Source organism: Streptomyces sp. NPDC051662 (assembly GCF_040681655.1).
Taxonomy (GTDB): Bacteria; Actinomycetota; Actinomycetes; order Streptomycetales; family Streptomycetaceae; genus Streptomyces.
Map to the genome: position 1 here is coordinate 46,526 of NZ_JBFAZD010000029.1, position 20,557 is coordinate 67,082.

18 protein-coding genes are annotated in these 20,557 nt (G+C 68.3%); 10 read left to right on the forward strand and 8 right to left on the reverse strand.

The window, feature by feature from the left end; all coding sequences use genetic code 11:
- Window positions 1-92: 92 nt before the first annotated feature.
- Window positions 93-1,124 (reverse strand): 2-dehydropantoate 2-reductase N-terminal domain-containing protein, encoded by a 1,032-nt coding sequence (locus AB0M67_RS33875; RefSeq protein WP_365751413.1) that lies wholly within the window; start codon window positions 1,122-1,124, stop codon window positions 93-95.
- A 148-nt stretch (window positions 1,125-1,272) separates the two neighbouring features.
- On the opposite strand from AB0M67_RS33875, the gene AB0M67_RS33880 reads away from it, so the two are divergent.
- On the forward strand, window positions 1,273-1,881 hold the full coding sequence (locus tag AB0M67_RS33880) for a helix-turn-helix domain-containing protein (RefSeq protein ID WP_365751414.1): 609 nt from the start codon (window positions 1,273-1,275) through the stop codon (window positions 1,879-1,881).
- A gap of 181 nt (window positions 1,882-2,062) precedes the next feature.
- Here the strand turns inward: AB0M67_RS33880 and AB0M67_RS33885 are convergent, their stop codons facing one another.
- From AB0M67_RS33885 to AB0M67_RS33900, 4 genes are all read right to left on the reverse strand, one after another.
- Window positions 2,063-3,394, reverse strand: coding sequence for an MFS transporter (locus AB0M67_RS33885; RefSeq protein WP_365751415.1), 1,332 nt, complete (start codon window positions 3,392-3,394; stop codon window positions 2,063-2,065).
- 100 nt (window positions 3,395-3,494) lie between these two features.
- A complete protein-coding gene (locus AB0M67_RS33890; protein ID WP_365751416.1) occupies window positions 3,495-4,388 on the reverse strand; it encodes a cyclase family protein in 894 nt (297 codons plus the stop codon).
- A 49-nt stretch (window positions 4,389-4,437) separates the two neighbouring features.
- The gene (locus AB0M67_RS33895) at window positions 4,438-5,454 is read right to left on the reverse strand and encodes a transketolase C-terminal domain-containing protein (protein ID WP_365751417.1); all 1,017 of its coding nucleotides are present in this window, start codon (window positions 5,452-5,454) and stop codon (window positions 4,438-4,440) included.
- Window positions 5,447-6,394, reverse strand: coding sequence for a thiamine pyrophosphate-dependent dehydrogenase E1 component subunit alpha (locus AB0M67_RS33900; RefSeq protein ID WP_365751418.1), 948 nt, complete (start codon window positions 6,392-6,394; stop codon window positions 5,447-5,449). The genes AB0M67_RS33895 and AB0M67_RS33900 overlap by 8 nt, the downstream gene beginning before the upstream one ends.
- Before the next feature lie 253 nt (window positions 6,395-6,647).
- Between AB0M67_RS33900 and AB0M67_RS33905 the strand changes: the two genes are divergently transcribed.
- The 5 genes from AB0M67_RS33905 to AB0M67_RS33925 all read left to right on the forward strand — a co-directional run bounded on the left by AB0M67_RS33905 (window position 6,648) and on the right by AB0M67_RS33925 (window position 11,690).
- Complete coding sequence (locus AB0M67_RS33905) at window positions 6,648-7,985, forward strand: adenylosuccinate lyase family protein (RefSeq protein WP_365751419.1); 1,338 nt, start codon at window positions 6,648-6,650, stop codon at window positions 7,983-7,985.
- A 132-nt stretch (window positions 7,986-8,117) separates the two neighbouring features.
- Window positions 8,118-8,897 (forward strand): SDR family NAD(P)-dependent oxidoreductase, encoded by a 780-nt coding sequence (locus AB0M67_RS33910; protein WP_365751420.1) that lies wholly within the window; start codon window positions 8,118-8,120, stop codon window positions 8,895-8,897.
- A gap of 20 nt (window positions 8,898-8,917) precedes the next feature.
- Window positions 8,918-9,424 carry a VOC family protein gene (locus tag AB0M67_RS33915; RefSeq protein ID WP_365751421.1) on the forward strand — a complete coding sequence of 169 codons (507 nt, stop codon included), beginning with the start codon at window positions 8,918-8,920 and terminating at the stop codon, window positions 9,422-9,424.
- A 47-nt stretch (window positions 9,425-9,471) separates the two neighbouring features.
- Window positions 9,472-10,551, forward strand: a complete 1,080-nt coding sequence (locus AB0M67_RS33920; RefSeq protein WP_365751422.1) for a Gfo/Idh/MocA family oxidoreductase — start codon at window positions 9,472-9,474, stop codon at window positions 10,549-10,551.
- A gap of 8 nt (window positions 10,552-10,559) precedes the next feature.
- Entirely contained in the window at window positions 10,560-11,690 is a 1,131-nt protein-coding gene (locus AB0M67_RS33925; RefSeq protein ID WP_365751423.1) for a LacI family DNA-binding transcriptional regulator, read from the forward strand.
- Between the two features lie 150 nt (window positions 11,691-11,840).
- Here the strand turns inward: AB0M67_RS33925 and AB0M67_RS33930 are convergent, their stop codons facing one another.
- Together AB0M67_RS33930 and AB0M67_RS33935 are read right to left on the reverse strand one after the other, a co-directional pair.
- A complete protein-coding gene (locus tag AB0M67_RS33930; RefSeq protein ID WP_365751424.1) occupies window positions 11,841-12,125 on the reverse strand; it encodes a muconolactone Delta-isomerase family protein in 285 nt (94 codons plus the stop codon).
- A 13-nt stretch (window positions 12,126-12,138) separates the two neighbouring features.
- Complete coding sequence (locus AB0M67_RS33935) at window positions 12,139-13,365, reverse strand: extracellular solute-binding protein (RefSeq protein ID WP_365751425.1); 1,227 nt, start codon at window positions 13,363-13,365, stop codon at window positions 12,139-12,141.
- A 296-nt stretch (window positions 13,366-13,661) separates the two neighbouring features.
- Between AB0M67_RS33935 and AB0M67_RS33940 the strand changes: the two genes are divergently transcribed.
- On the forward strand, window positions 13,662-15,068 hold the full coding sequence (locus tag AB0M67_RS33940) for a sugar porter family MFS transporter (RefSeq protein ID WP_365751426.1): 1,407 nt from the start codon (window positions 13,662-13,664) through the stop codon (window positions 15,066-15,068).
- A gap of 19 nt (window positions 15,069-15,087) precedes the next feature.
- On the opposite strand, the gene AB0M67_RS33945 is transcribed toward AB0M67_RS33940, so the two are convergent.
- On the reverse strand, window positions 15,088-16,275 hold the full coding sequence (locus AB0M67_RS33945) for an ROK family transcriptional regulator (protein ID WP_365751427.1): 1,188 nt from the start codon (window positions 16,273-16,275) through the stop codon (window positions 15,088-15,090).
- A gap of 359 nt (window positions 16,276-16,634) precedes the next feature.
- Between AB0M67_RS33945 and AB0M67_RS33950 the strand changes: the two genes are divergently transcribed.
- From AB0M67_RS33950 to AB0M67_RS33960, 3 genes are read left to right on the forward strand one after another with little or no spacing between them, the layout of a single operon-like run.
- Entirely contained in the window at window positions 16,635-18,644 is a 2,010-nt protein-coding gene (locus tag AB0M67_RS33950; protein ID WP_365751428.1) for a CBM35 domain-containing protein, read from the forward strand.
- Window positions 18,645-18,666: 22 nt separating this feature from the next.
- Window positions 18,667-19,623 (forward strand): sugar ABC transporter permease, encoded by a 957-nt coding sequence (locus tag AB0M67_RS33955; RefSeq protein ID WP_365751429.1) that lies wholly within the window; start codon window positions 18,667-18,669, stop codon window positions 19,621-19,623.
- A gap of 12 nt (window positions 19,624-19,635) precedes the next feature.
- Window positions 19,636-20,541 (forward strand): carbohydrate ABC transporter permease, encoded by a 906-nt coding sequence (locus AB0M67_RS33960; protein ID WP_365751430.1) that lies wholly within the window; start codon window positions 19,636-19,638, stop codon window positions 20,539-20,541.
- The last annotated feature ends 16 nt before the right edge of the window (window positions 20,542-20,557 follow it).

Here is a 20,557-nt window from a genome sequence, read left to right on the forward strand (position 1 = left end):
CGTAACCCACGTGTTGAACGGACGCGACGAGTGCCGGGTACCTGGATACGGCTCGCGGTCCCCGATGAGAGTCTGTTCGGCGTGGACTGTCGTCAGACGGCTTGCTGACGGAACGCCGTCAGATCGGCGATCAGCTGTTTCAGTGTCACCATGGGCTTGCCCTGACGCTCCCCGGCGGCGACGTGGTCCCGCAGCAGTTCCAGGTCTTGCTGCGCGACCTTGCCGCCGTGGTGGAACGCGTTGAACGCGTTCGCGTCCAGCGGCAGGGCTTTCTCCTCAAGGGCTGCCATCATCCCCTTCAGGAACTCGCTGCTACTGGCCTGATTCGCGGGGGCGTACTCGTCGAGGGAGACGACCTCCCGGACCGCGTCGACGGCGAGTTTCCAGGTGTCCTTGTGGTCGGTGAGCTGTGCCGCAGGGGGCCAGCCCATCAGCTCGCATGCGGCGAAGACCGGAAACACGATGGCTACTTGGGCCGGGAACTGGTCGTGGTCGACGATGTCGCAGTGCGATACGTCGCAGGCGTCGTAGAGCGCCTTGAAGCGAGTGGCGACGGCGGGGAACCGGTCCTCGACCGTGAAGCTTCCCGTGGGCATGGTGCGGTAGGCCATGTCGGCCTGAGCCAGGAGGGCGGGGTCGGTGGGTGGGTGGACGGGTAGGTCGGCGGAGGCGACCTGGTGGGCCAGGAGGGTGAGCGCTCCGCTGATGACGCGTTCCTCGTCGAGGCCGAGTGCGTCGAGGCAGTGCCGGCGCAGACCGAGGCCGACGCCGCCGATGATGACGACCGCAGAGGTGTCGCGGACGGTGTCGCCGAGGCCGTTCAGCAGGGCCGTGCCCTCGGCGGAGCGTGAGGAAGCGCCGTCGAGGGTGACGATGACGTAGTCGTAGGCCCGGTCGCCGGCCTTGGTGACGTCCGAGAGAAGCCGGTAGCCGGAGAAGGGCTTCAGGCTCACGTCGTCGTAGGAGTACAGCATCTGGGGCCGTGACAGTTTCTCCACGCGCTGGGGACGCACCAGGAACGTCACCTCGGCGCCGGCCAGCCGCAGGTGGTAGCCGGACATGATGCCCATTGCTCCGGCTCCGACGATCAAGATGCTGGGAGCCGACGGTGTGTTGCAGGACATGAAGTGCTCCTGTTGTCGGGTGTGGGGGCCGACCGCGGTTGAAAGCGCGGAGGCGGTCGTGCCACATACTAACTGACCGATTCGGTCAGAGTGTCCCCGATTCGGTCAGTCGGTGTCTGGGGTGGTCAGCTCGCGATAGGCTGACCTCATGCGAATCCGGCCGTCCAAGGAGGAGATCGATGAAGAGGTACTCGACACCGCCGCGGGGCTGCTGGCCCGCCGAGGCGTGAAGGGCACCTCGATCCAGGCCGTGGCCGATGCCACGGGCTACTCCAAGGCTGGGATCCTCAACCGTTTCACCAGCAAGGACGCTCTGATCGAAAGGGCGGTCCAGCAATGCGGGAGGCAGACCCGCACCGCCCTTCACACCGTCAGTGACCTGCCCTGCGGGCCGGCACGCGACGCCGCCGCTCTCGTCACGTTGACCGAACTGGCGCTGCGTCGGCCGGGCTACATCACCCTCGTGTCGGCGTTCATGACACCTCTTGAGGAGCCGCACCTGCAGCGCGGCCTTGAACTGCTCGGCGAGGACTTCTGTCGCATGTTCTGTCTGCCGGGCCCCAGGCAGGGAGACCTCGAACGCTGGTGCCGTGTGATCGGAGCCCTGGGAGCCCTCTGCACACTCGCCGTCGCCACGCCGGATCACGCCCCCGTGACCGTGCCCCTGCAGGCTCAGCCTCACATTCTCGCGACGGCGTGGAGCGCTCTCGGGCACGGCATGGCACTGGGCGACGCTCAGACAGCCGCAGCGACCTGAGCGGCGCACGGACACAATGATCGCGGGTCGGCGCCACCGGCTCGGAGGCGTCGTGAGCCGCTACCCGATCCAGAACGTCTCGCCCGCCGACCCGGCCCAACTCCGCGTTGTGCGCGGCGGGGTTCTGTCCTGACGACGTCGGCCCGCACAGGGTGGCGACTGGTCGCGATGACCGGTTCACTCAGTGGTGAGGGCGCGGTACGGATACGGCGTGGTCGGCCTTTCCCCGCGTGGTGGTCTCCGGGGAACCGGATGCCGGGGCGGGTGGCCGAACGAGCGTGGCCAGGGCCACCGCGCCGGCGAGGGCGAGGGCGGCGCCGAGTATGAACGCGGAGGTGTAGCTGCCGGTGGTTTCCACGATGGCACCTGTCACGATGGGGGCCAGGATCCCTGCGAGTGTTGAGCACATCTGAACGACGCCGGCCAGGCGTCCGGTGTACTCCGGCGGGACCGTGGCGATGATCAGCGCCTGGTAGTGGTAGCTGGCGAACAGGAAGAAGATCGCCACGCAGACGAGCAGCAGGCCGACGGTGGGGGATCGCACGGCGGGGGAGGGCCCGAAGCAGGCGGCCACCATGACGAGCGAAACGACGATCATCCACTTGCGCGGTGTGATCAGGTTGGCGCTCTTCTTGATCAGCCTGTCCGCGGTGAATCCGCCCAGGACCAGTCCGGCCGTCGCCGCGACCCACGGGATCGTCGCCGTGCCCGCGAGGTCCGACTTGTCCATGCCGCGGGCGTCCACGAGGTACTGCGGATACCAGGTCAGGAACATGAACAGGACCCAGGAGTAGGCGAAGAAGGCGATCGCGAGAGCGATGACGTGGCGCTGCCGGACGAGGTTCCAGAATTCGGCGTGGGAGGTGCGGCCCGTCGGCCGGCTCCGGTCGGTGGCCGGTGTGTGGTCGGCGGTGATGTAGGCGTGCTCCGCCGCATCGACGCCGGGGTGGTCCGCGGGCCGGTCCCGCGCGGTGAACCACCACACCGCACACCAGAGCACACCGAGCGAGCTGAGCATCAGGAACGCCGGACGCCAGCCGAGGGTGGCGCAGATCCAGACCACGAACGGGGTGGCGATGATGGGGCCCACGGTCGTGCCGGCCTGCGCGAGGTTCAGCATCGTCGAGGTCTGCCGCCTCGGGAACCAGTCCGCTGTGAGCTTGGCGCTGATGGGGGCCTGCGGTCCTTCGCCCATACCGAACAGCATCCTGACGGCTATGAAGGTGGCGGCGTTCCAGGCGCCCGCCGTCAGCGGGATGGTGAGGGACCATGCCAGCATGCACGCCGTGTACGCCCGGCGCACGCCGATACGGTCGACCATGAAGCCGCCGAGGAGCGCGAAGGGCGAGTACGTCCAGAAGAAGGCGCTGAGGATGAGACCCCACACCGCGGGGGAGAAGTGGTACTCGGCGAGGATGAACGGCGCGGCGACGGACAGAGCGGTCCGGTCACCGTAGTTGATCAGACACGCCAGGAAATTGAGCGCGAAGAGCCGATAGCGGACCTTGGACATGGAGACTCCGCGGTGGTGATCGTGCCGCACGGCCTGGGGCACGGCCGAGCGGCAGGAAGAGAGCGGGACAGACGCGGTCAGTCCGGGTGAAGGACCGCTTTCAGAAAACGCAGAGCGGGTTCACCGGCGAGCCGGTACCGCCCGGGAGACGCAGCGGAGCCACGGTCAGCATGAACTGATGGGTATTCAGCTCGCCGCAGATGGCGACGAGACCGGCGAGCCTGGGGCAGTCGAGCAGGACCAGCCCCATGGACACCAGCCCGATCTGGTGCAGGGGCAGCGGTACGGCCTCACTGGGGAAGGGGATGCGCTCGACGCAATCGCCGCTGTAGACGGCCACTTCGTGGTCGTGCAGCCAGGGGACGCAGTCCGCGCCGAGTCCGGCGCGCAGCGACAGATCCTCCGGTCCTTCCTCGGCTTCCCTGCGCTCCAAGCCCACATGGACGAAGACCGCGTCTCCCGACTCGACTGTCAGGCCGGCCAGTTGTTCGGCGGCGTCGAGGTCGGCCGCGGTGACCGTTTCGCCCGCTCGCAGGAACGGCACCCCGCGCGCGGCTGCCACATCCAGGAGCACGCCCCTGGTCACGATGCCCTCGCGCTGTGCGTACACCGAACCGAAGTTCAGCCCGCTCGGCGTGACGACGTCCTGCGTTGAGCGCCCGTTGTACGACCGCCCGTTCCAGAACACATGACTGAGCGCGTCAACATGTGTCACGGCGAAGCCGTGGATGGACATCTCGAAGCTGTCGACGGCGGAGAGCGGTGCGATCGCGTCGAAGAGCATGCGATGGCGCACCGGGTCGGTGTTCACGGCGTCGGCTGTGGTGGACAGATCCCGACCGAGGGAAACCGTCCGGCCGTGGCGGACCTGGGTCGCGGCCTGGAGCCGCTTGGCATCGGTGATGTAGTTGAGGGTGCCGAGTTCATCACTGTCCCCCCAACGCCCCTCGTTGGAACAGCGGGTGAAGAGGGAGATGAGTTCGTCCTCGGTCATCGTGCGATTCCTTCCGTGGCCGTGGCCGTGGCCGTGGCCGTGGCCGTGATCAGTGGGCAGGGTGACAGGAGGGCCCCTTGTCGAGAGAGAACGCGGAACTGAGCTCCTCGGTGATGCGATCGACGCCGGGGACCAGATGCGCGGCCAGTTCGGGCGCGGCGGGGATGCGGGAGTCGGGTGCGCCGATCCGTACAGGCCGGCCGCTCAGTACGCCGGATTCGGCGATCCGGGTGATCACCTCGGCACCGAAGCCCGCCGTCGTGTTGGCCTCGTGCACCACGGCCAGCCGGCCACCCGTCCTGGCCACCGACGCCACGACCGTGTCTGTGTCGAACGGGTTGAGCCAGGGTGTCTCGATGACGGTGACCGGCGTTCCGCGTGCGGCCAGCCGGTCTGCGGCCTCCAGGACCCGGTGGGTCACCGCGCCCCAGGTGACGACCGTGGCTTCCGTCCCGGTGCGGCGGATGTGGCTGCCACCGACCGGGGCCGGTGGCCGGCCGGTGATGATCTCCTGCTTCTCGCCGAAGTACAGGGTCCGGTTGTCGAAGACGACCACGGGGTCGTCGCAGTGGACGGCGGAGACCATCACGTCGTACGCGTCCTGCGGTGTCGAGGGCATAGCGACCCGCAGGCCCGGGGTGTGCAGGAACAGTGCTTCGAGGTTCTGCGAATGCTGTGCACAGGCGCCCGGTGAGTTGCCCTGCTGGGTGCGCACGACGAGCGGTGCGGTCAGGCGGCCCTCGGAGACATAGCGCACGTTGGCCGCTTGGTTGATCATCTGGTCGAGGGCGACCAGGAAGAAGTCCGCCCACATGATCTCGACGATCGGGCGCCGGCCCATCATGGCCGCGCCCACGGCGGAGCCGAGGATGGCCGACTCACTGATGGGGGTGTCGAAGACGCGGTCGCCGAACTCTTTCCACAGTCCGCGGGTCACCCCGTGCACTCCGCCGGGTTTGGCGACGTCCTCGCCGTAGAGCAGGGTCTCGGGAACCTCGGACAGCACCCGGCGCAGGGCGGCGTTGACGGCTCCGGAGTAGTTGACCTTGATGGTTTCGTCAGGCATAGATGTGCTCCTTCGCGCTGCTGCTGTCGGCCGACGGGTCAGCGAGCGCGGCGGCAGTCGCCCTCTCGACCTCCTCGCGGGCGCTCTGCTCCGCCTGTGCGATCTCGTCCGTCGGCACTCCCGCGGCGGCCAGTTCCCGGATCGCCCGGGCAATCGGCTCCCGCTCCCGGTCCCGGGCAACCTCCTCCCGCGTGCGGTACTGCCCCGGATCGCCCACGTAGTGGCCCACCAGCCGTTGGGTGTCCAGTTCCACGTAGGCCGGGCCGCCTCCGTCACGGGCCTCTTCCACCAGGTCGGAGACCGTTTCGCGAATGAGTTCCGGGTCGTTGCCGTCGATGCGCACGGACGTGATGCCGAGCGCCCTCGGCCGGTCGGACAGCGCCGGATTACGGACGGCCTCGCGGATCGGGGTCAGCTCCGACCATTGGTTGTTCTCGCATACGAAGATCACGGGCAACCGCGTCGCCGCGGCGAAGTTCATGGCTTCGTGCACGGCTCCCTGATTCATCGCGCCGTCCCCGAACACCGTCAGTGCCACCCGGTGTGAGCCGTCGTGGCGTCCGGCCAGGGCGGCACCCACCGCGATGGGGGCGCCGGCGCCGACGATCGAGTTCTCACCGTAGAAGCCGTACTCCGGAGCGCTCAGGTACGCCGATCCGCCCCGGCCGCCATTGACGCCCGTCGACCGGCCCAGCAGCTCCGCCATCAGCGGGTGCAGCGGCGTGCCGCGCGCGATGGCCCAGCCATGCCCGCGATACGTGGCGTACAGGGCGTCCGCGGCGTCGAGTGCGTCGCACGCGCCGACCGGCCCTGCCTCCTGGCCGTTGCACAGATGGACCGACCCCCGGATGTCACCGGACTCGACCAGTGCCTGCGCCTTCTCCTCGAAGGCGCGAATGCGCCACATTGCCCGTAGGTCCGTCATGAGACGTTCGCGCATCACGCTTCCTCTCTGCTGTGAACAGGATTCAAACCTGAAGTCATGGTCTGAGTCAATCGATTGACTTGACGCTGGTCCGAGTCTAGGTGGCGACCGGCCCTTGGGCAACGTTTCCAGCACTGAGCAGCTCTGTCATCCAATGTCGCGGCTTGCTGCGGCAGGCGTCGAGGTCTACATTAGACAAACGATTGACCAGAGGTCGGGTGAGCACGGCTATGGCTGCCCGCGCCTACGCGACCATGAAAGGGGGACGATGAGTCCGCGCCGTTTCGAAATGCTCGTCGGCCTGTACGGGGACGACGGCATGGCCGTGATTCTGTCCGAGGAGGAGACCGTCCGGTCGTGGCTGCGCGTCGAGGCGGCTCTGGCCACTGCCCAGGGTGAGGCGGGTGTGATCCCCCCGGAGACGGCCGAGGTCATCGCCCGCACAGCCACGCTTGAGGCCATCGAGCCGGCGCGGCTGTGGCGGGAGACCCGCAATGTGGGCTATCCGATCCTGCCGCTCGTGCGCCAGTTGGACGAAGCGCTGCCCCCGGAGCATCGGGGCCGTGTCCACTACGGCGCCACGACACAGGACATCATGGACTCCGGGCTGGCCCTGCAGTACACCGCCGCGGCCAGTCGTCTGGGGGAGCTGCTCGCGGGGTTCGGAGAGGCCATCGCCACTCTCGCGACCACCCACACCGACACGGTGATCGCCGGACGGACCCACGCCCTCCAGGCGGTGCCGACCACGTTCGGCGCCAAGATGGCGGGTTACCTGGGCGAACTCGCCCGCGATCGCGCGCGTTTGTCGAGCGCCGTGGAGGCGGTCGCCACCGTGTCGCTCTTCGGTGCCGGCGGTACCTCGGCCGCATACGGCGACCACGCCGTGAAGATACGTGCGCGCGTTGCCGAACTGCTGGAACTGGCGGCCACCGACGTGCCCTGGCACGTAGCCCGTGACCGGATCGCCGAGTACGGCTCGGTCTGCGCCCTGCTCACCGCGACCTGCGCGCGCTTCGCGCGGGAGGTCGTCGACTTGTCCAGGACCGAGATCGCGGAGGTGTCCGAGGCCGCCGGGCACCTTCGCGGCGCGTCATCGACGATGCCGCAGAAGGCGAACCCGATCGAGTCGGAGGCCGTCATCGGTATGGCCGTGACCGCGGGCGCTCTCTCCTCCGCCCTCTACAGGATCATGGAGGCAGGACACGAGCGGGCCGCCGGCGAATGGCAGGCGGAGTGGCAGGTGCTGCCCCACCTGTCCGCGCTGGCCGCAGGGGCGCTCGCCACCGCTCGCTCGATCGCGGAGGGCCTCCAGGTCTTCCCCGAGGCGATGCACCGGAACCTGGAGGCCGATTCGGGTCTGGTCATGGCCGAGGCGTACATGATCGGCCTGGCCGCCACGCTGGGCCGCGAACAGGCACATGACCTGGTGTACGAGGCAGCGCGCCGCTGCCGCGAAACCGGCGAGGATTTGGGGGCCGTGCTGCGGGAGGTGGCACCGGCCGGAGCGGCGGCCTCGGTGGCCGAACTGGCGCCCGCGGACTACGTGGGAGATCCACACATCACCGTTGATTCGGCGCTTTCCGCATGGCGGGCAGGCGGCTGAAGGGATACGGCGCGGCGGGCCGTACTCCAGGCCGCCGGTCACCGCGGGCCCGCGACGGCCGCGCACAGGGAACGATCCGGAACCGGGCACGAGCCGGCCCGGGGACAACAGGCAAGAAGGGAACGATTCTCCATGGGACGCTTCGAAGGGCTCACCGCTGTCGTCACCGGGGCGGGAGGTGGGATCGGCCGGTCCGTCGCTCTCCGTCTCGCTGCTGAGGGCGCACGCGTCGCTCTGCTGGACATCTCCACCGGGGCCGCCGATCGGACGGCCGAGGCGATTGCCGAGGCCGGGGGGCGGGCGGAGAGTTACCGCACGGATGTGACGCGCCTGGCCGATGTCGAGGACGCGCTGGATCGTGCTGAGAACGACCTCGGACCGCTCACCCTGGCCGTGGGCGCGCACGGCATCGTACGCAACCACCCCTTCCTCGAACTCCCCGCCGACGACTGGGACGCCACGCTCTCCGTGAATCTCAAGGGGATGTTCCTGCTGTTGCAGAGGGCCGCTGTGCGTGCCGCGGCGAACGGAGGAGGTGCCATGGTCGCTGTCTCCTCCGTCGCCGGACGCGGAGCCCGTCCGACGTGCGCCGACTACGCCGCCAGTAAGGCCGGTGTGATCAGCCTGGTCCATTCGGCCGCGCTCGCGCTGGCGTCACACGGTGTCCGTGTCAACGCCGTGTGCCCTGGCGTGGTGGACACCGAGATGACCCGTGCCATCCACCGGCAGAAGGCGGAGATCAACGGAATCACCCCGGAAGAGTCCTTCGCCGAGCAGGCGGCGAAGATCCCCCTCGGCCGCATCGAGACACCCGAGGAGATCGCCGGGGTAATCGCCTTCCTGCTCTCCCCGGAGTCCTCCTACATCACCGGCCAGGCAGTGAACGTCTGCGGCGGCCTGGAAATGAACTGAACGAGACGAGGAGTCCCCACATGCTGCACGGCGTCTGGCACTTCAGCTTCACCGTCGCCGACCTGGACCGGTCGGTGGACTTCTACACCCACCATCTCGGGTTCGACCACATCCACTCGCAGGAACAGCAAGGCGGCTACACCAGCGAACTCGTCGGCTACGAGGACGCTCATCTGCGCATCGCGCAACTGGCCGTCCCCGGCAGACCGGCCGGCCCCTCCACGCACGATCTGGAGCTGGTGCAGTACCTCAACCCTGTCGGTATCCGCCAGGACCCGGGAATCAAGCATCCCGGAGCGGCTCACCTGGCCCTGACCGTGGATGACATCAGCGAGCGGTACGAGCGGCTGAGCGCCGTCGGCGTGCGGTTCTACTCGCCCCCCAACGCCATTACCGGCGGTGTCAACAAGGGCGGGTTCACCTGCTACTTCGAGGACCCGGACCAGATCGTCCTGGAGTTGGTCCAGCCGCCGGCCCACCGGCTCACGGCGCCCGCCCACCCGGGGGACGTCGCCCGCCCAGTCTGACCGGACCACCGGTCCGGCCGCCCACGGCATCAGGAAGGATCCTTCTCATGCTGGATGCCTACGCGTCCATTGCCGAGACCATTGACACCGCGATCGCCCCCGAACACCGGCTGCCGGTGGCAATCGTGGGCGCTGGAGCCATCGTCGACGTAGCCCACTTGCCGGCATACCGCACGGCCGGACTGGAGGTCCGCGGCCTCTTCGACCTGGATGCGGAACGGGCGAAGGACGTCGCCGGCCGCCACGGCGTGCCGAATGTCTACGCCTCTCTGGACGAACTGCTGCATGACAACGCCGTACGGGTCGTCGATATCGCCGTCGCCCCACAGGCCCAGCCGGACATCGCCCTGCGCGCTCTCCACGCGGGCAAACACCTTGTCTGCCAGAAGCCGTTCGTACCCGACGAGGAGACGGGCAGGAAGATCATCGAAGTCGCGGACCGGCTCGGCCTGAAGATCGTTGTCAACCAGCAGATGCGCTACGACGAGGGCATCGCCGCGGCTCGTGCCATGGTCGAGGCGGGCTGGATCGGCGAACCCACGACGCTGTCGTTCACCGTGAACATCGCCACGGACTGGACGCCATGGCCCTGGCTGGTGAGGAGCGACCGGCTGGAGATCATGTACCACTCGATCCACTACCTCGACGCGATCCGATCGGTGTTCGGCGATCCGGTACAGGTCTTCTGCACCGGGTCACGCACTCCTGGCCAGGTCGCAGCCGGGGAGACCCGGACGATCAGCACACTCGTTTTCCCCGGCGACGTACGCGCCGTCGTGCACGCCACTCACGAGAACCGCACCGGTGACTCGGAGGCGACCTTCCGCATCGACGGCTCCGGCGGCAGCATCAAGGGCACGATCGGACTGCTCTACGACTATCCGCACGGTCGGCCGGACACGCTCGAAGTCAACAGCCTGTCGCTGCCCACCGACGGTTGGCTGCCGTATCCCGTCACCCGCCGCTGGATTCCCGACGCGTTCGCCGGACCGATCGGTTCGCTGCTCCGCGCCGTGGCGGACGGAAGTGAACCGTATCCGTCCGCGCGCGACAACCTCGGCACGATCCGACTGGTCGATCGGCTCTATGCCTCGATGGACTCGGGGCACAGCATGCCTATGAAATGATGGCAGCGATGGCAGCCAAACCAGCTGAGAACGCCAACCGGGCCACGAACGCCAAACGGGCCACGAAGGCCGAGCCGGCGCCGCGCCGCGCCGCGCCGTTGAAGAACACACCCGCGAAGGCCGGTCCAGGCAAGGTGACCCTCGCCGATGTGGCCCTGGTCGCCGGCGTCGACCGCTCGGTGGTCTCCCGAGTGATCAACGACGACCCGAAGCTGAGCATCCGACCGGACACCCGGCAGCGGGTCCTGGACACCATCGGCAAGCTCGGCTACCGGCCCAACGCCGCGGCGCGCAGCCTGCGTACGGCGCGGTCGAACATGCTCGGGCTGTTCATCCCCGACTTCGCCAACCCCGTCTACGCCGAGATCATCAAGGGCGCGGAGACAGCAGCGAGCAGCCTCGGGTACGGGCTGATGACAGCCAGTTCCGAAGGGCTGCGCCGGGGTGTCGAGAGCTATCTGGATCTGTTCGGACAGAGCCGTGTCGACGGTCTGCTGTTCGCCGGCGACGAGACGGGCCGGGCCCTCGACCAGATGCGCTCTCTGCGGCTTCCCTGGCTCCTGGTCAACCGCCGCGCCGCGGGATCCGACCGCTACGTCATCCTTGACGACGAGCACGGCAGCCAACTCGCCGTCGATCACCTGGTGGCACTCGGCCACCGCCACATCGCGCATATCGCGGGTCCGGAGACCGCGGACACCGCCCGCCGGCGGCGCATCGGATACACCTCCGCCATGACCGAGGCCGGACTTGTGGCGGACCCCCGGCTGATCGTGCACGCCGACTACACACCGGCCGGCGGCCACGCGGCTCTGGAGGCTCTGCTCGACACCGGAACCGGCCCGCGGCCGACAGCGGTGTTCGTCGCCAACGTCGCCTCGGCGGTCGGGGTGCTGCACGCGCTCCACGCACGCGGCGTACGGGTCCCTGATGACATGTCAGTGGTCGCGGTACATGACATGCCGCTGGCGGGCCATCTCGTTCCCGCACTGACGACGGTACGGATGCCCTTGGGCGAATTGGGTGCGCGCGCCGTTTCCCTGCTCGTGGCGAGCACACCCGAGGACAGCATCACCGAGGTGGTCGCGGCACCGGCGGAGATAGTGGTGCGGGAGTCGACTGCCCCGCCGCCCGCGTAGGGCGTGTTGCGAAAGTCCCGCCTGGCCTGCGGGCGGAGGGCGCTACTTTCGCAACACGCCCTAGCCCGCCGCGGCGGTCGCCCTACGGCGCACACCGCCATACGCGGACAGAGCTGCGGCACCTCCCGGGCAAGGCCGGAGGTGCCGCCTTCACCGCTGCTCCTGGTCCAGCGGATGCTTGGCCAGCGCCGTGATCGTCACCCGGGCGTACCGCCACACCGGCAGGCTCACCAGCGCTTCATGCAGTTCCTCAGGGCCCGGTGTACTCCAGATCGCCACGTTGGCCAGCTGCCCGGGCAGTCGCCAGATCCGCTGCAGGGTACCGGCCGCGCGCAGCTCACGGCCCCGCTGCCGCTCCTGAGCGAGCAGCGCACGCCGGTCCGGCTCCGGCATGTCCGGAGGAAGCGCGGTTTCCACGCGAACGAGGAAGTCCATGTGCTGTGCCCGCTCACCCGAGTTCCGTCAGCCTGCGATGGGCCTCGGCAACGGCGTCGGCCGGCCGTGCGGTGTCCGCCACGAGTGAGCCGACCATCTCGTTGAGGATCACGGAGATGCGAGGCCAGCGCGGGTCCCGCGGCAGTGCGCGGGTGGTGCGATGCGCCTCCTCGAACTGCGCGTAATACGGAGCCAGTGAGGACACCGCCGGATCGGCCCAGGAGTCCCGGCGGGTGGCTGTGCCGCCTTCCTGCGCGGTGATGCGGTCCATCTCGGCTGTGGTCAGGCCTCGCAGCAGGTCGTACGCGGCGGCCGGCCGGGTGGAGCCGGCGGCGATCGCCAGCACCCGGTAACTGTTCAGCGCGACCCGCGAACCACCAGGAGCGCTCACGCGCGGTACCGGTGCGCACCGCACCCGGCCGTGCGTGGGGGAGTCTCCCGGCGCCGAAAGCGCGGCGAAGCCACTCCAGTTCACCATCATCGCGGCCTCGCCCGCCGCGAAGTGCACCCCTGCGGCCACGCTGTCCCACTGAGCTGCCGCCGGGTCGACCACACGGTGGGTGTGCCACAGGTCGTACAGGAAGCGTGCCGAGTCCAGCGCCTCGGGCATGTCCAGGCTCAGATCGCCGGACGGGTCGGTGAGGTCGGCGCCCCGGCCCCACAGCTGGGTGAGGAAGTCGTACACCGTGTTGTGCTCGTCCGGGTACCCCGCGACGATCGTGCCGTACAGACCGCGCTCCGGCCGGTTGAACCAAAGCGCCTGGTCGGTGTACTGCTCCCAGGTGTCGGGCGGCGCCAGCGGATAGCCGAACTTCTCGGCGAAGCGCGCCCGTTCCACCGCGTCCTCGTACAAGTCGCCGCGGTACAGCAGCATCTCGGGGCCGACGTGGTACGGCACCCCGTATGTGCGCCCGTCGGGTCCGCGCTGTAGCGCGCGCAGCGCCGGGTGCCACGCATCCGGCCAGCCCTCCGGCGGTGTGTCCCGGAAGAATTCGTCCAGTGGGAGCACCTTGCCCTCGTCGATCAGGGCGGGCAGCCAGTCGGTCACCACCAGCAGCACATCCGCCTCACCCGACGTGGCCGCTTCTCCTTCCACGACCTCGGCCCGCAGGTCGAGGATCTCGGGCAGTCGGTACTTCGCGGGTCGGGCGGCGGCCTTCGGCAGCTGGCGACTCAACGCCCGGTCGAACCCGTCGAAGGAGCGGCCGAGCAGCAGCAGGGGCTCTTCACGTTCGGACATGATCCTCCTCCAGCCCGCGTGCCGTCCCGCCCGCGGACCGTGCGTCCGGGGGCCCCGCGGGCTCCCCATCCGGATCAGGCAGGACCGGAACAGACCGGTCCAGATCTGATCAATCGATTGTTCGTGAAGTATTACCTTGCTGAGCTGTATGGGTCAATGTCACACACGCAGCTCTCGCAGGGCTGCTCTCCATCCCGGGCATTGTCATCAGCGGGGCTCGCGATTACGGTTAGGCAATCGATTGACTAGTGATGTCGGGTCACCGCGGGCATCGCACCGAACACGCAGGAGGCATCGTGGCCAAGCTGGACAGCGTCGTCGGCACCGGCGGGAAGCGCGGCAGCACCGCGGTCGTCAGGAGTGCCGGAGGCCGGCCTCCCCGGCTGATCTACGCCGTGGCTGTGCTCGGCGGAATGGCCGGACTGCTCTACGGATACGACTCCGGCGCGATATCACTCGCCCTGCCCTTCGTCACCGAGCAGTTCGGGCTGAGCGCCGGCGCCCAGGGCTGGGTCACCAGCCTCCTTCTGCTCGGTGCCTTGCCCTCCATCGTGGCGGGCACGTTCATGGCCCGCCGCTACGACCGGCGGATCCTTCTGGTCGTAGCGGGTGCGATATTCGTGATCGGCTCGGTTCTGTGCGGTCTGGCTCCCGGCCCCGGCTGGCTGATGACCGCTCGATTCATCCTCGGCCTCGGCGTCGGCCTCGCCAACATGTTCGGCCTGATCTACCTCGCCGAACTCGCACCGAAGCAGAGCCGCGGCCTGATCACCGCGCTCTACCAGTTCAGCGTGAACATCGGCATCCTCATCGCCTATGCCACCGGCGACGCGTTGTCGGGTGCGGGCGCCTGGGAGTGGATGCTCGGCCTCGGAGCCATCCCGGCGGCTGTCTTCTTCGTCGGCATGATTATCAGCCCGTCGAGTCCGCGCTGGCTGCTGCTCCACGGCCGCACCGACGAAGCCGTCGCGGTGCTGCGGCGACTGCGTACAACTGAGCGGGAAGCACAGGCCGAGGTCGCCGAGATCGGCGCCAGCCTGCATCAGCAGGAGGTGGGCCTCGGGGAACTGCTCCGCCGTTACCGACCCGCGATCGGTGTGGTGCTCGTTCTCGCCTTCTTCCAGGTCTTCACCGGCATCAACGCCGTCGTCTACTACGCTCCGTCGATCTTCCAGGGGCTGGCGACGCATTCCAGCGACACCGCGATCATCGCCAACTACTGCGTCGGTGGTGCGCTGGTGCTCTCCACCGCCGTGTCTCTGCCCCTGATCGACAGGGTCGGCCGACGGGCCCTGCTCGCCTGGAGCCTCGGCGGCCAGATCGCGCCACTGGCACTGCTGACACTCTTCCCGCACGCCGTGACGCTGAATGTCGTGTGCGTGTTCGTATTCACCTTCGCGTTCGGCATCGGCCTGGGCCCGGTGTTCTGGCTCTACGCGCCCGAGGTGCTGCCGCTGCGGGCGCGGGCGATCGGCATGGGCGTCATCACCTTCGTCGAGTACGTGATGAACTTCGCCTTCTCCCAGACCTTTCCCAGCATCTTCGCCGCGATCGGCAACGACGTATTCATCATCTACGCGGTGCTGTCGCTGGCCGGGCTCGTCTTCGTGCTCCGCTGGGTCCCGGAGACGGCCGGCCGGTCCCTGGAGGAGATAGAGGAGCACTGGCGAGAGCGCCGAGCGGACTCCGTTCAGGCCGCCTGACGAAATGGAGTGGCCCAGGTCAGTAACTGGTCGCCGCCGCGGTCAGTCCCGGCGGCGGGGAGAAGAGGCGCTGCGCCGCCACCGCCGCACCGCCCCGTGCCCAGGTCTCGAACGGCAGTGGGCGCACCACCAGATCGCAGTCGGCCGCCGCACCGAACGCCTGTGCGCCGAAGGTTCGGCGGATCTCGTCGGCGAAAAGGTCGTATGTCGCGACACCCTCGCCGGAGATGATGACGCGCTCCGGTCCGATGAGGTTGGCGACCGAAGCGATGGCCAGCCCCAGGGCCCGCCCGGCCCGGGTGAACGCGCCGCGCGCCGCGGCGTCGCCGGCGTGGGCGAGACGCACGACGTCGGTCGTGGTCAGATCGGGGTCGCCTGTCTCCTCCCGTACCTGTTCGACGATTGCCTGCGAGGAGGCGATCGCCTCGACGCACCCGGTGTTGCCACAGGTGCAGACTCGGTCCGTCCCGCCGACGGGCAGGTGTCCGATTTCCCCGGACACCCCGTGTGCCCCTGAGATCACCCGACCGCCGACGGAGATGCCGCAGCCGATGCCCGTGCCGACGGTGATCAGGGCGAACGAGGAGAGCCCCGCGCCGGAGCCGAACCACTGCTCGGCGACCGTGAGTGCCCGTACGTCGTTGTCGACGACCGTGGGGACCCCGGTCGCGGCCTCGACGAGACGGGCGAGCGGAACGCCCCGCCAGTCCAGGAACGGCGAGTAACGTACCGTGCCCGTCTGCCGGTCCACGTCACCGGAGACCGTGACTCCCACACCGTGCACCCCCGAGGCCGTGCCGCCGTCCGCGGCGCCTGCCTGGGCAGCGAGTGCGGTGACCAGCCGGGCGACGGCCCGCACGACTGTGCCCACGTCTCGTGAGCCGAGCGTGGCCCGGCGCGTGGTCAGCGGGGTGGCCGTGAGGTCGACGAGCATGCCGATCAGCTCGTCCGAGGTGATCTTGACGCCGATGAACCGGGCCCGCTCGGGCCGGACGGCCACCAGCGTGGCGGGCCGTCCGGCCTGCCGCTCCCTGGCAGGGCCGATCTCGGTGATCCAGCCGTCGGCGAGGAGGGGCGCCGAGACCTTGGTGACGGCGCCGGAGGAGAGGCCGGTGCGCCGTCCGAGCTCGGCCCGGGTCAAGGGTCCCTGGGTCAGCAAGGTCTGGAAGACGAGAGTGGCGGCGGGTGGCTGTTCGGAGAGGGTCACCCTTCACAGTTTACCTTCCTGGCGAAGGTAAGAGTGGCCCTGTCGAGTACCCCAGGCGGCCGCACCTCGTGATTGCGACAGGAAAACGAGGACGTGAATATATTGACGAAGGAAAGAAATTCTCGTTACAGTCGCCGCGCTCCCCTCAAGAGGGAGGCCCGGGACCCCAGGCCACGAGGTGGTCCCGTTCGAGCCGTGCGGCTGGGAGAGATCCGGCACGGCACCGCCCATGAACTGCCGCGATGAAGCGGCGAGATGGAGCAGCGATGGCACTGTCAGGACATCCCATACGGGGGCGAGCGGCCCGGGGCGGCGGCAGGGGACGTTGGTCGCTCGTACTTGGAGGACTCTCGGTCTGTGTGCTGGCGACAGGTCTCAACGGCCCGCCCACGGCCGCGGCCGCCACGGAACCGGGTACCGCGCAGCATCGGGACACCGCGCGGGTTCTCGCGGAGAAGCCCTACATGGGCTGGAGCAGTTGGAGCCTCTCGGCCACCAACTACCCCGGGGTCAACCCGGATGGGCCCATGAGCTGGATGAGCGAGCGGCACATACTGGAACAGGCCGATGTGATGGCGTCCAAGCTCAAGAAACACGGCTACGAGTACATCAACATCGATGCCGGCTGGACCGATCGCTATGACGACTACGGGCGCCCGGCCGCCAACCCCAAGACCTTCCCGCACGGCCTCGGCCACCTCGGCGCCGAAATCAACGCCAAGGGCCTCAAGATGGGCGCCTACCTCGCGGTGGGCCTGGAACCCAAGGCGTACGCCGACGGGAAGACCCCCATCCTCGGCGCCGAGGGCTGCACCACCAAAGACCTCGTCTATCCAGACCTGCGCACCACGAACGGCTGGGACAGCGCCTACAAGATCGACTACTCGAACCGCTGCTCCCAGGCGTACATCGACTCCGTCGCCCAGCTCCTCGCCGACCAGGGCGTCGACTTCCTCAAACTGGACGGTGTCGGTCCCGGCTCTTTCAAGGGCGGCGAGAACTACGACAACCGCGCCGATGTCAAAGCCTGGCGCACCGCACTGGACCGCACCGGCCGGCCCATCGAGTTCACCCTCTCCTGGTCGCTGAGCCACAGGTACGCCGACACCTGGAAGCGGTACAGCAACGGCTACCGCATCGACACCGACGTCGAGTGCTACTGCGACACGCTGGTGACCTGGGACAACTCGGTCAAGCAGCGCTGGCACGACGTCGTTCAGTGGATCGACGACGCCGGGCCGGGACACTGGAACAACCTCGACTCCGTCAATGTCGGCAACGGACAGATGGACGGCCTGACCAAGGCCGAGCGACAGAGCTATATGACGCTCTGGGCCATCGAGGCCGCCCCGCTCTACATCGGGGACGACCTGACGAAGCTCGACCCGTACGGCCTGTCGCTGCTCACCAACGACGAGGTCATCGCGATCAACCAGGCGGGCCGCCCCGCCAAGCCGGTCGGTCAGTCCTCCGAGCAGCAAACCTGGTACGCCCGTAACGCAGACGGCAGTTACACCGTCGCCCTGTTCAACCTTGCCAACGCCCCCGCTTCCGCCAACGCCGACTTCCGTGATCTGGGCATCAGCGGCGCGGCCCAGGTCCGCGACGTCTGGAGCGGCACCGAACTGGGCCGGCTGGACGGTGAGTTCAGCGCCGCCCTGCCCGCCCATGGGTCACGGCTGCTGCGCGTCACACCCCGCCCCGACCGCGCCCCCACCCTCCCGACCGGACTGCACGGCACGGGCTCCACGCCCACCTCCGTGTCACTGGACTGGGATGCCGTCCACCCGGCTCGCGGCACCACGATCGACCACTACGAGATCCGTGACGCGGGCCGCGAGGTTGCCTCCGTCCGTTCCACCTCCGCGACGATCACCGGCCTGGCAGCGGCTTCCGGCCACACGTTCACAGTCGTCGCCGTCGATTCCCGCGGCCGAGCCTCCGCACCGTCGGCGCCGGTCCCGGTCACCACACCAGGTCCCGCCGGCCCGGTGACGTACGAAGCGGAAGCGGGCGGAAACACCCTGGAGGGCGGTGCGTCGGCCGGGGACTGCTCAGGCTGCTCCGGCGGACGCAAGGTCGGCAACCTGGGCAGCGCCGGCGTACTCACTTTCGATGGCATCACCGCCCCGCGCGACGGCACCTACCTCGTCACCGTCGGCTATGTGGACGCGGACTCCAGCAGGCTCGGTGTGGTCACCGTCAACGGGCGCAAGCCCTTCCAACTCCCGTTCGCCGGCACGGGGGACAACGACTGGAACACCGCGCAGACGGTGACCGTGCCCGTCGAACTCAAGGCCGGAGCCAATACCGTCCGGATCGCCAACCCCACCGGCTATGTCGCCGACATCGACCGGATCACCGTGTAGTACCAGTGCCAAGGAGTGCGCCGTGGCGCAGTTCGTGAAAGACCACCCGGCCGCGCCGCGGCCCAGTGCGCAGGGCCGCCGGACGCAGCGCACCGCCGCGCCGGCGGGCCGACGCCGCGGTGACGCCAGACTGGCGTGGCTGCTCATCAGCCCCGCTGTCATCGGATTCCTCGTCTTCTTCGCCTATCCGACTCTGCGTGGCATCTACTTCAGCTTCACCGAGTTCCACATCCTCACCCCGGCCCGCTGGATCGGCTTCGACAACTTCCGTGAACTGTTCAGCGACAGTGTGTTCTGGCAGTCCCTGTGGGTGACCGTCTACTTCGTCGCCCTCTCGGTCGTGCTCGGCGTCCTGCTGTCGCTGATAACCGCCGTCGTCCTGCACCGGCTGACCAGGTCCACGGTCATCCGCGGCTTCATCATCCTGCCCTTCCTGATCTCCGGTGTGGTCGCCGCACTCGTGTGGCAATGGATGCTCGACCCTCAACTGGGCATCGTCAGCGCCCTGATCGAGAAGGTCACCGGACAGCATCTGCTGTTCTTCGGCGACAGCACCTGGGCCGTTCCCTCGCTGGCGGCGATCAGCGTCTGGAAGTCCATGGGCTACAACGCCGTACTGATCTTCGCCGGGCTGGGGACCATCCCGCCGACGGTCTACGAGGCGGGCCGCCTCGACGGGGCGAGCGAACTCCAGATGTTCCGCCGCCTCACCGTGCCGCTGCTGCGGCCGATCCTCGTCATGGTGGTGATCCTCACCATCATCGGGTCCTTCCAGGTCTTCGACATCGTCCAGGTCACCACGAAGGGCGGGCCGGCGAACTCCTCGAACGTCCTGCAGATGTACATCTACCAAAAGGCCTTCGGGGAACTGGACTTCGGCTACGCCTCGACGATGTCGCTCGCCCTGTTCGTGCTGCTCATCGCGATCACCTTCACCCAGATGCGGCTGGCCCGCGCAAACGAAACCGATCTGAACTAGAGGAGCCGGTCCATGTCCACCGTCACGGCCGGCAGGCCGCGCCCACGATTCTCCCCGGGCCGTGCGATCGCCTGGGTCTACATCGCCATCGTGCTCGTCGTCACCATCTTCCCCTTCTACTGGATCCTGAGGACCGCGCTCTCCAACACCGTCGCGCTGCCTTCGGACCCCTCGTCGCTGCTTCCCGTCGACTTCACCTTCGGCGCCTTCAAACGGGCTCTCGGCCTGGCGTCGACGGAGGAGGCCCAGGCGCAGGGCGGCTCGGGAGCGTCTCTGGACACCGCGCTCTACCTGCGCAACTCAGTGATCTACGCGGTGGGACAGACGGCACTTGTCGTCTTCTTCTCATCCATGGCCGCCTACGCGTTCTCCCGGCTGCGGTGGAAGGGCCGCGACGCCGTCTTCACCGTGCTGCTGTGCGCGCTGATGGTGCCCGGCATCCTCACTCTCCTGCCGAACTTCGTTCTGGTCAGGAACCTCGGGCTGATGGACTCCTTCGCGGGGCTGATCCTGCCCGGGGCGCTGTTCTCCGCCTTCAACATCTTCTTCCTGCGGCAGTTCATGCTCGGCCTCAGCACAGAAGTGGAGGAGGCGGCCATCATGGACGGCGCCTCCCGGATGCGGATCTTCTTCCGGATCACACTCCCCATGACGTCCGCCCCGATCGCCACGGTCGCCCTGCTGACGTTCATCAACACCTGGAACGACTACTTCTGGCCGCTGCTCGTCACCAACGGCGAAGACGCCCGCCCGCTGACCCTCGCGCTCGGCGTTTTCAAACAGTCCTCGCCGCAGGCCGCCCCCGACTGGGCCGGACTCATGGCCGCCACCCTCATCGCCGCCCTGCCGATGCTGGCGCTGTTCGTGGTCTTCGGCCGCCGCATCGTCAACTCCATCGGCTTCACCGGCATCAAGTAATCTGAGAGAGCACGAA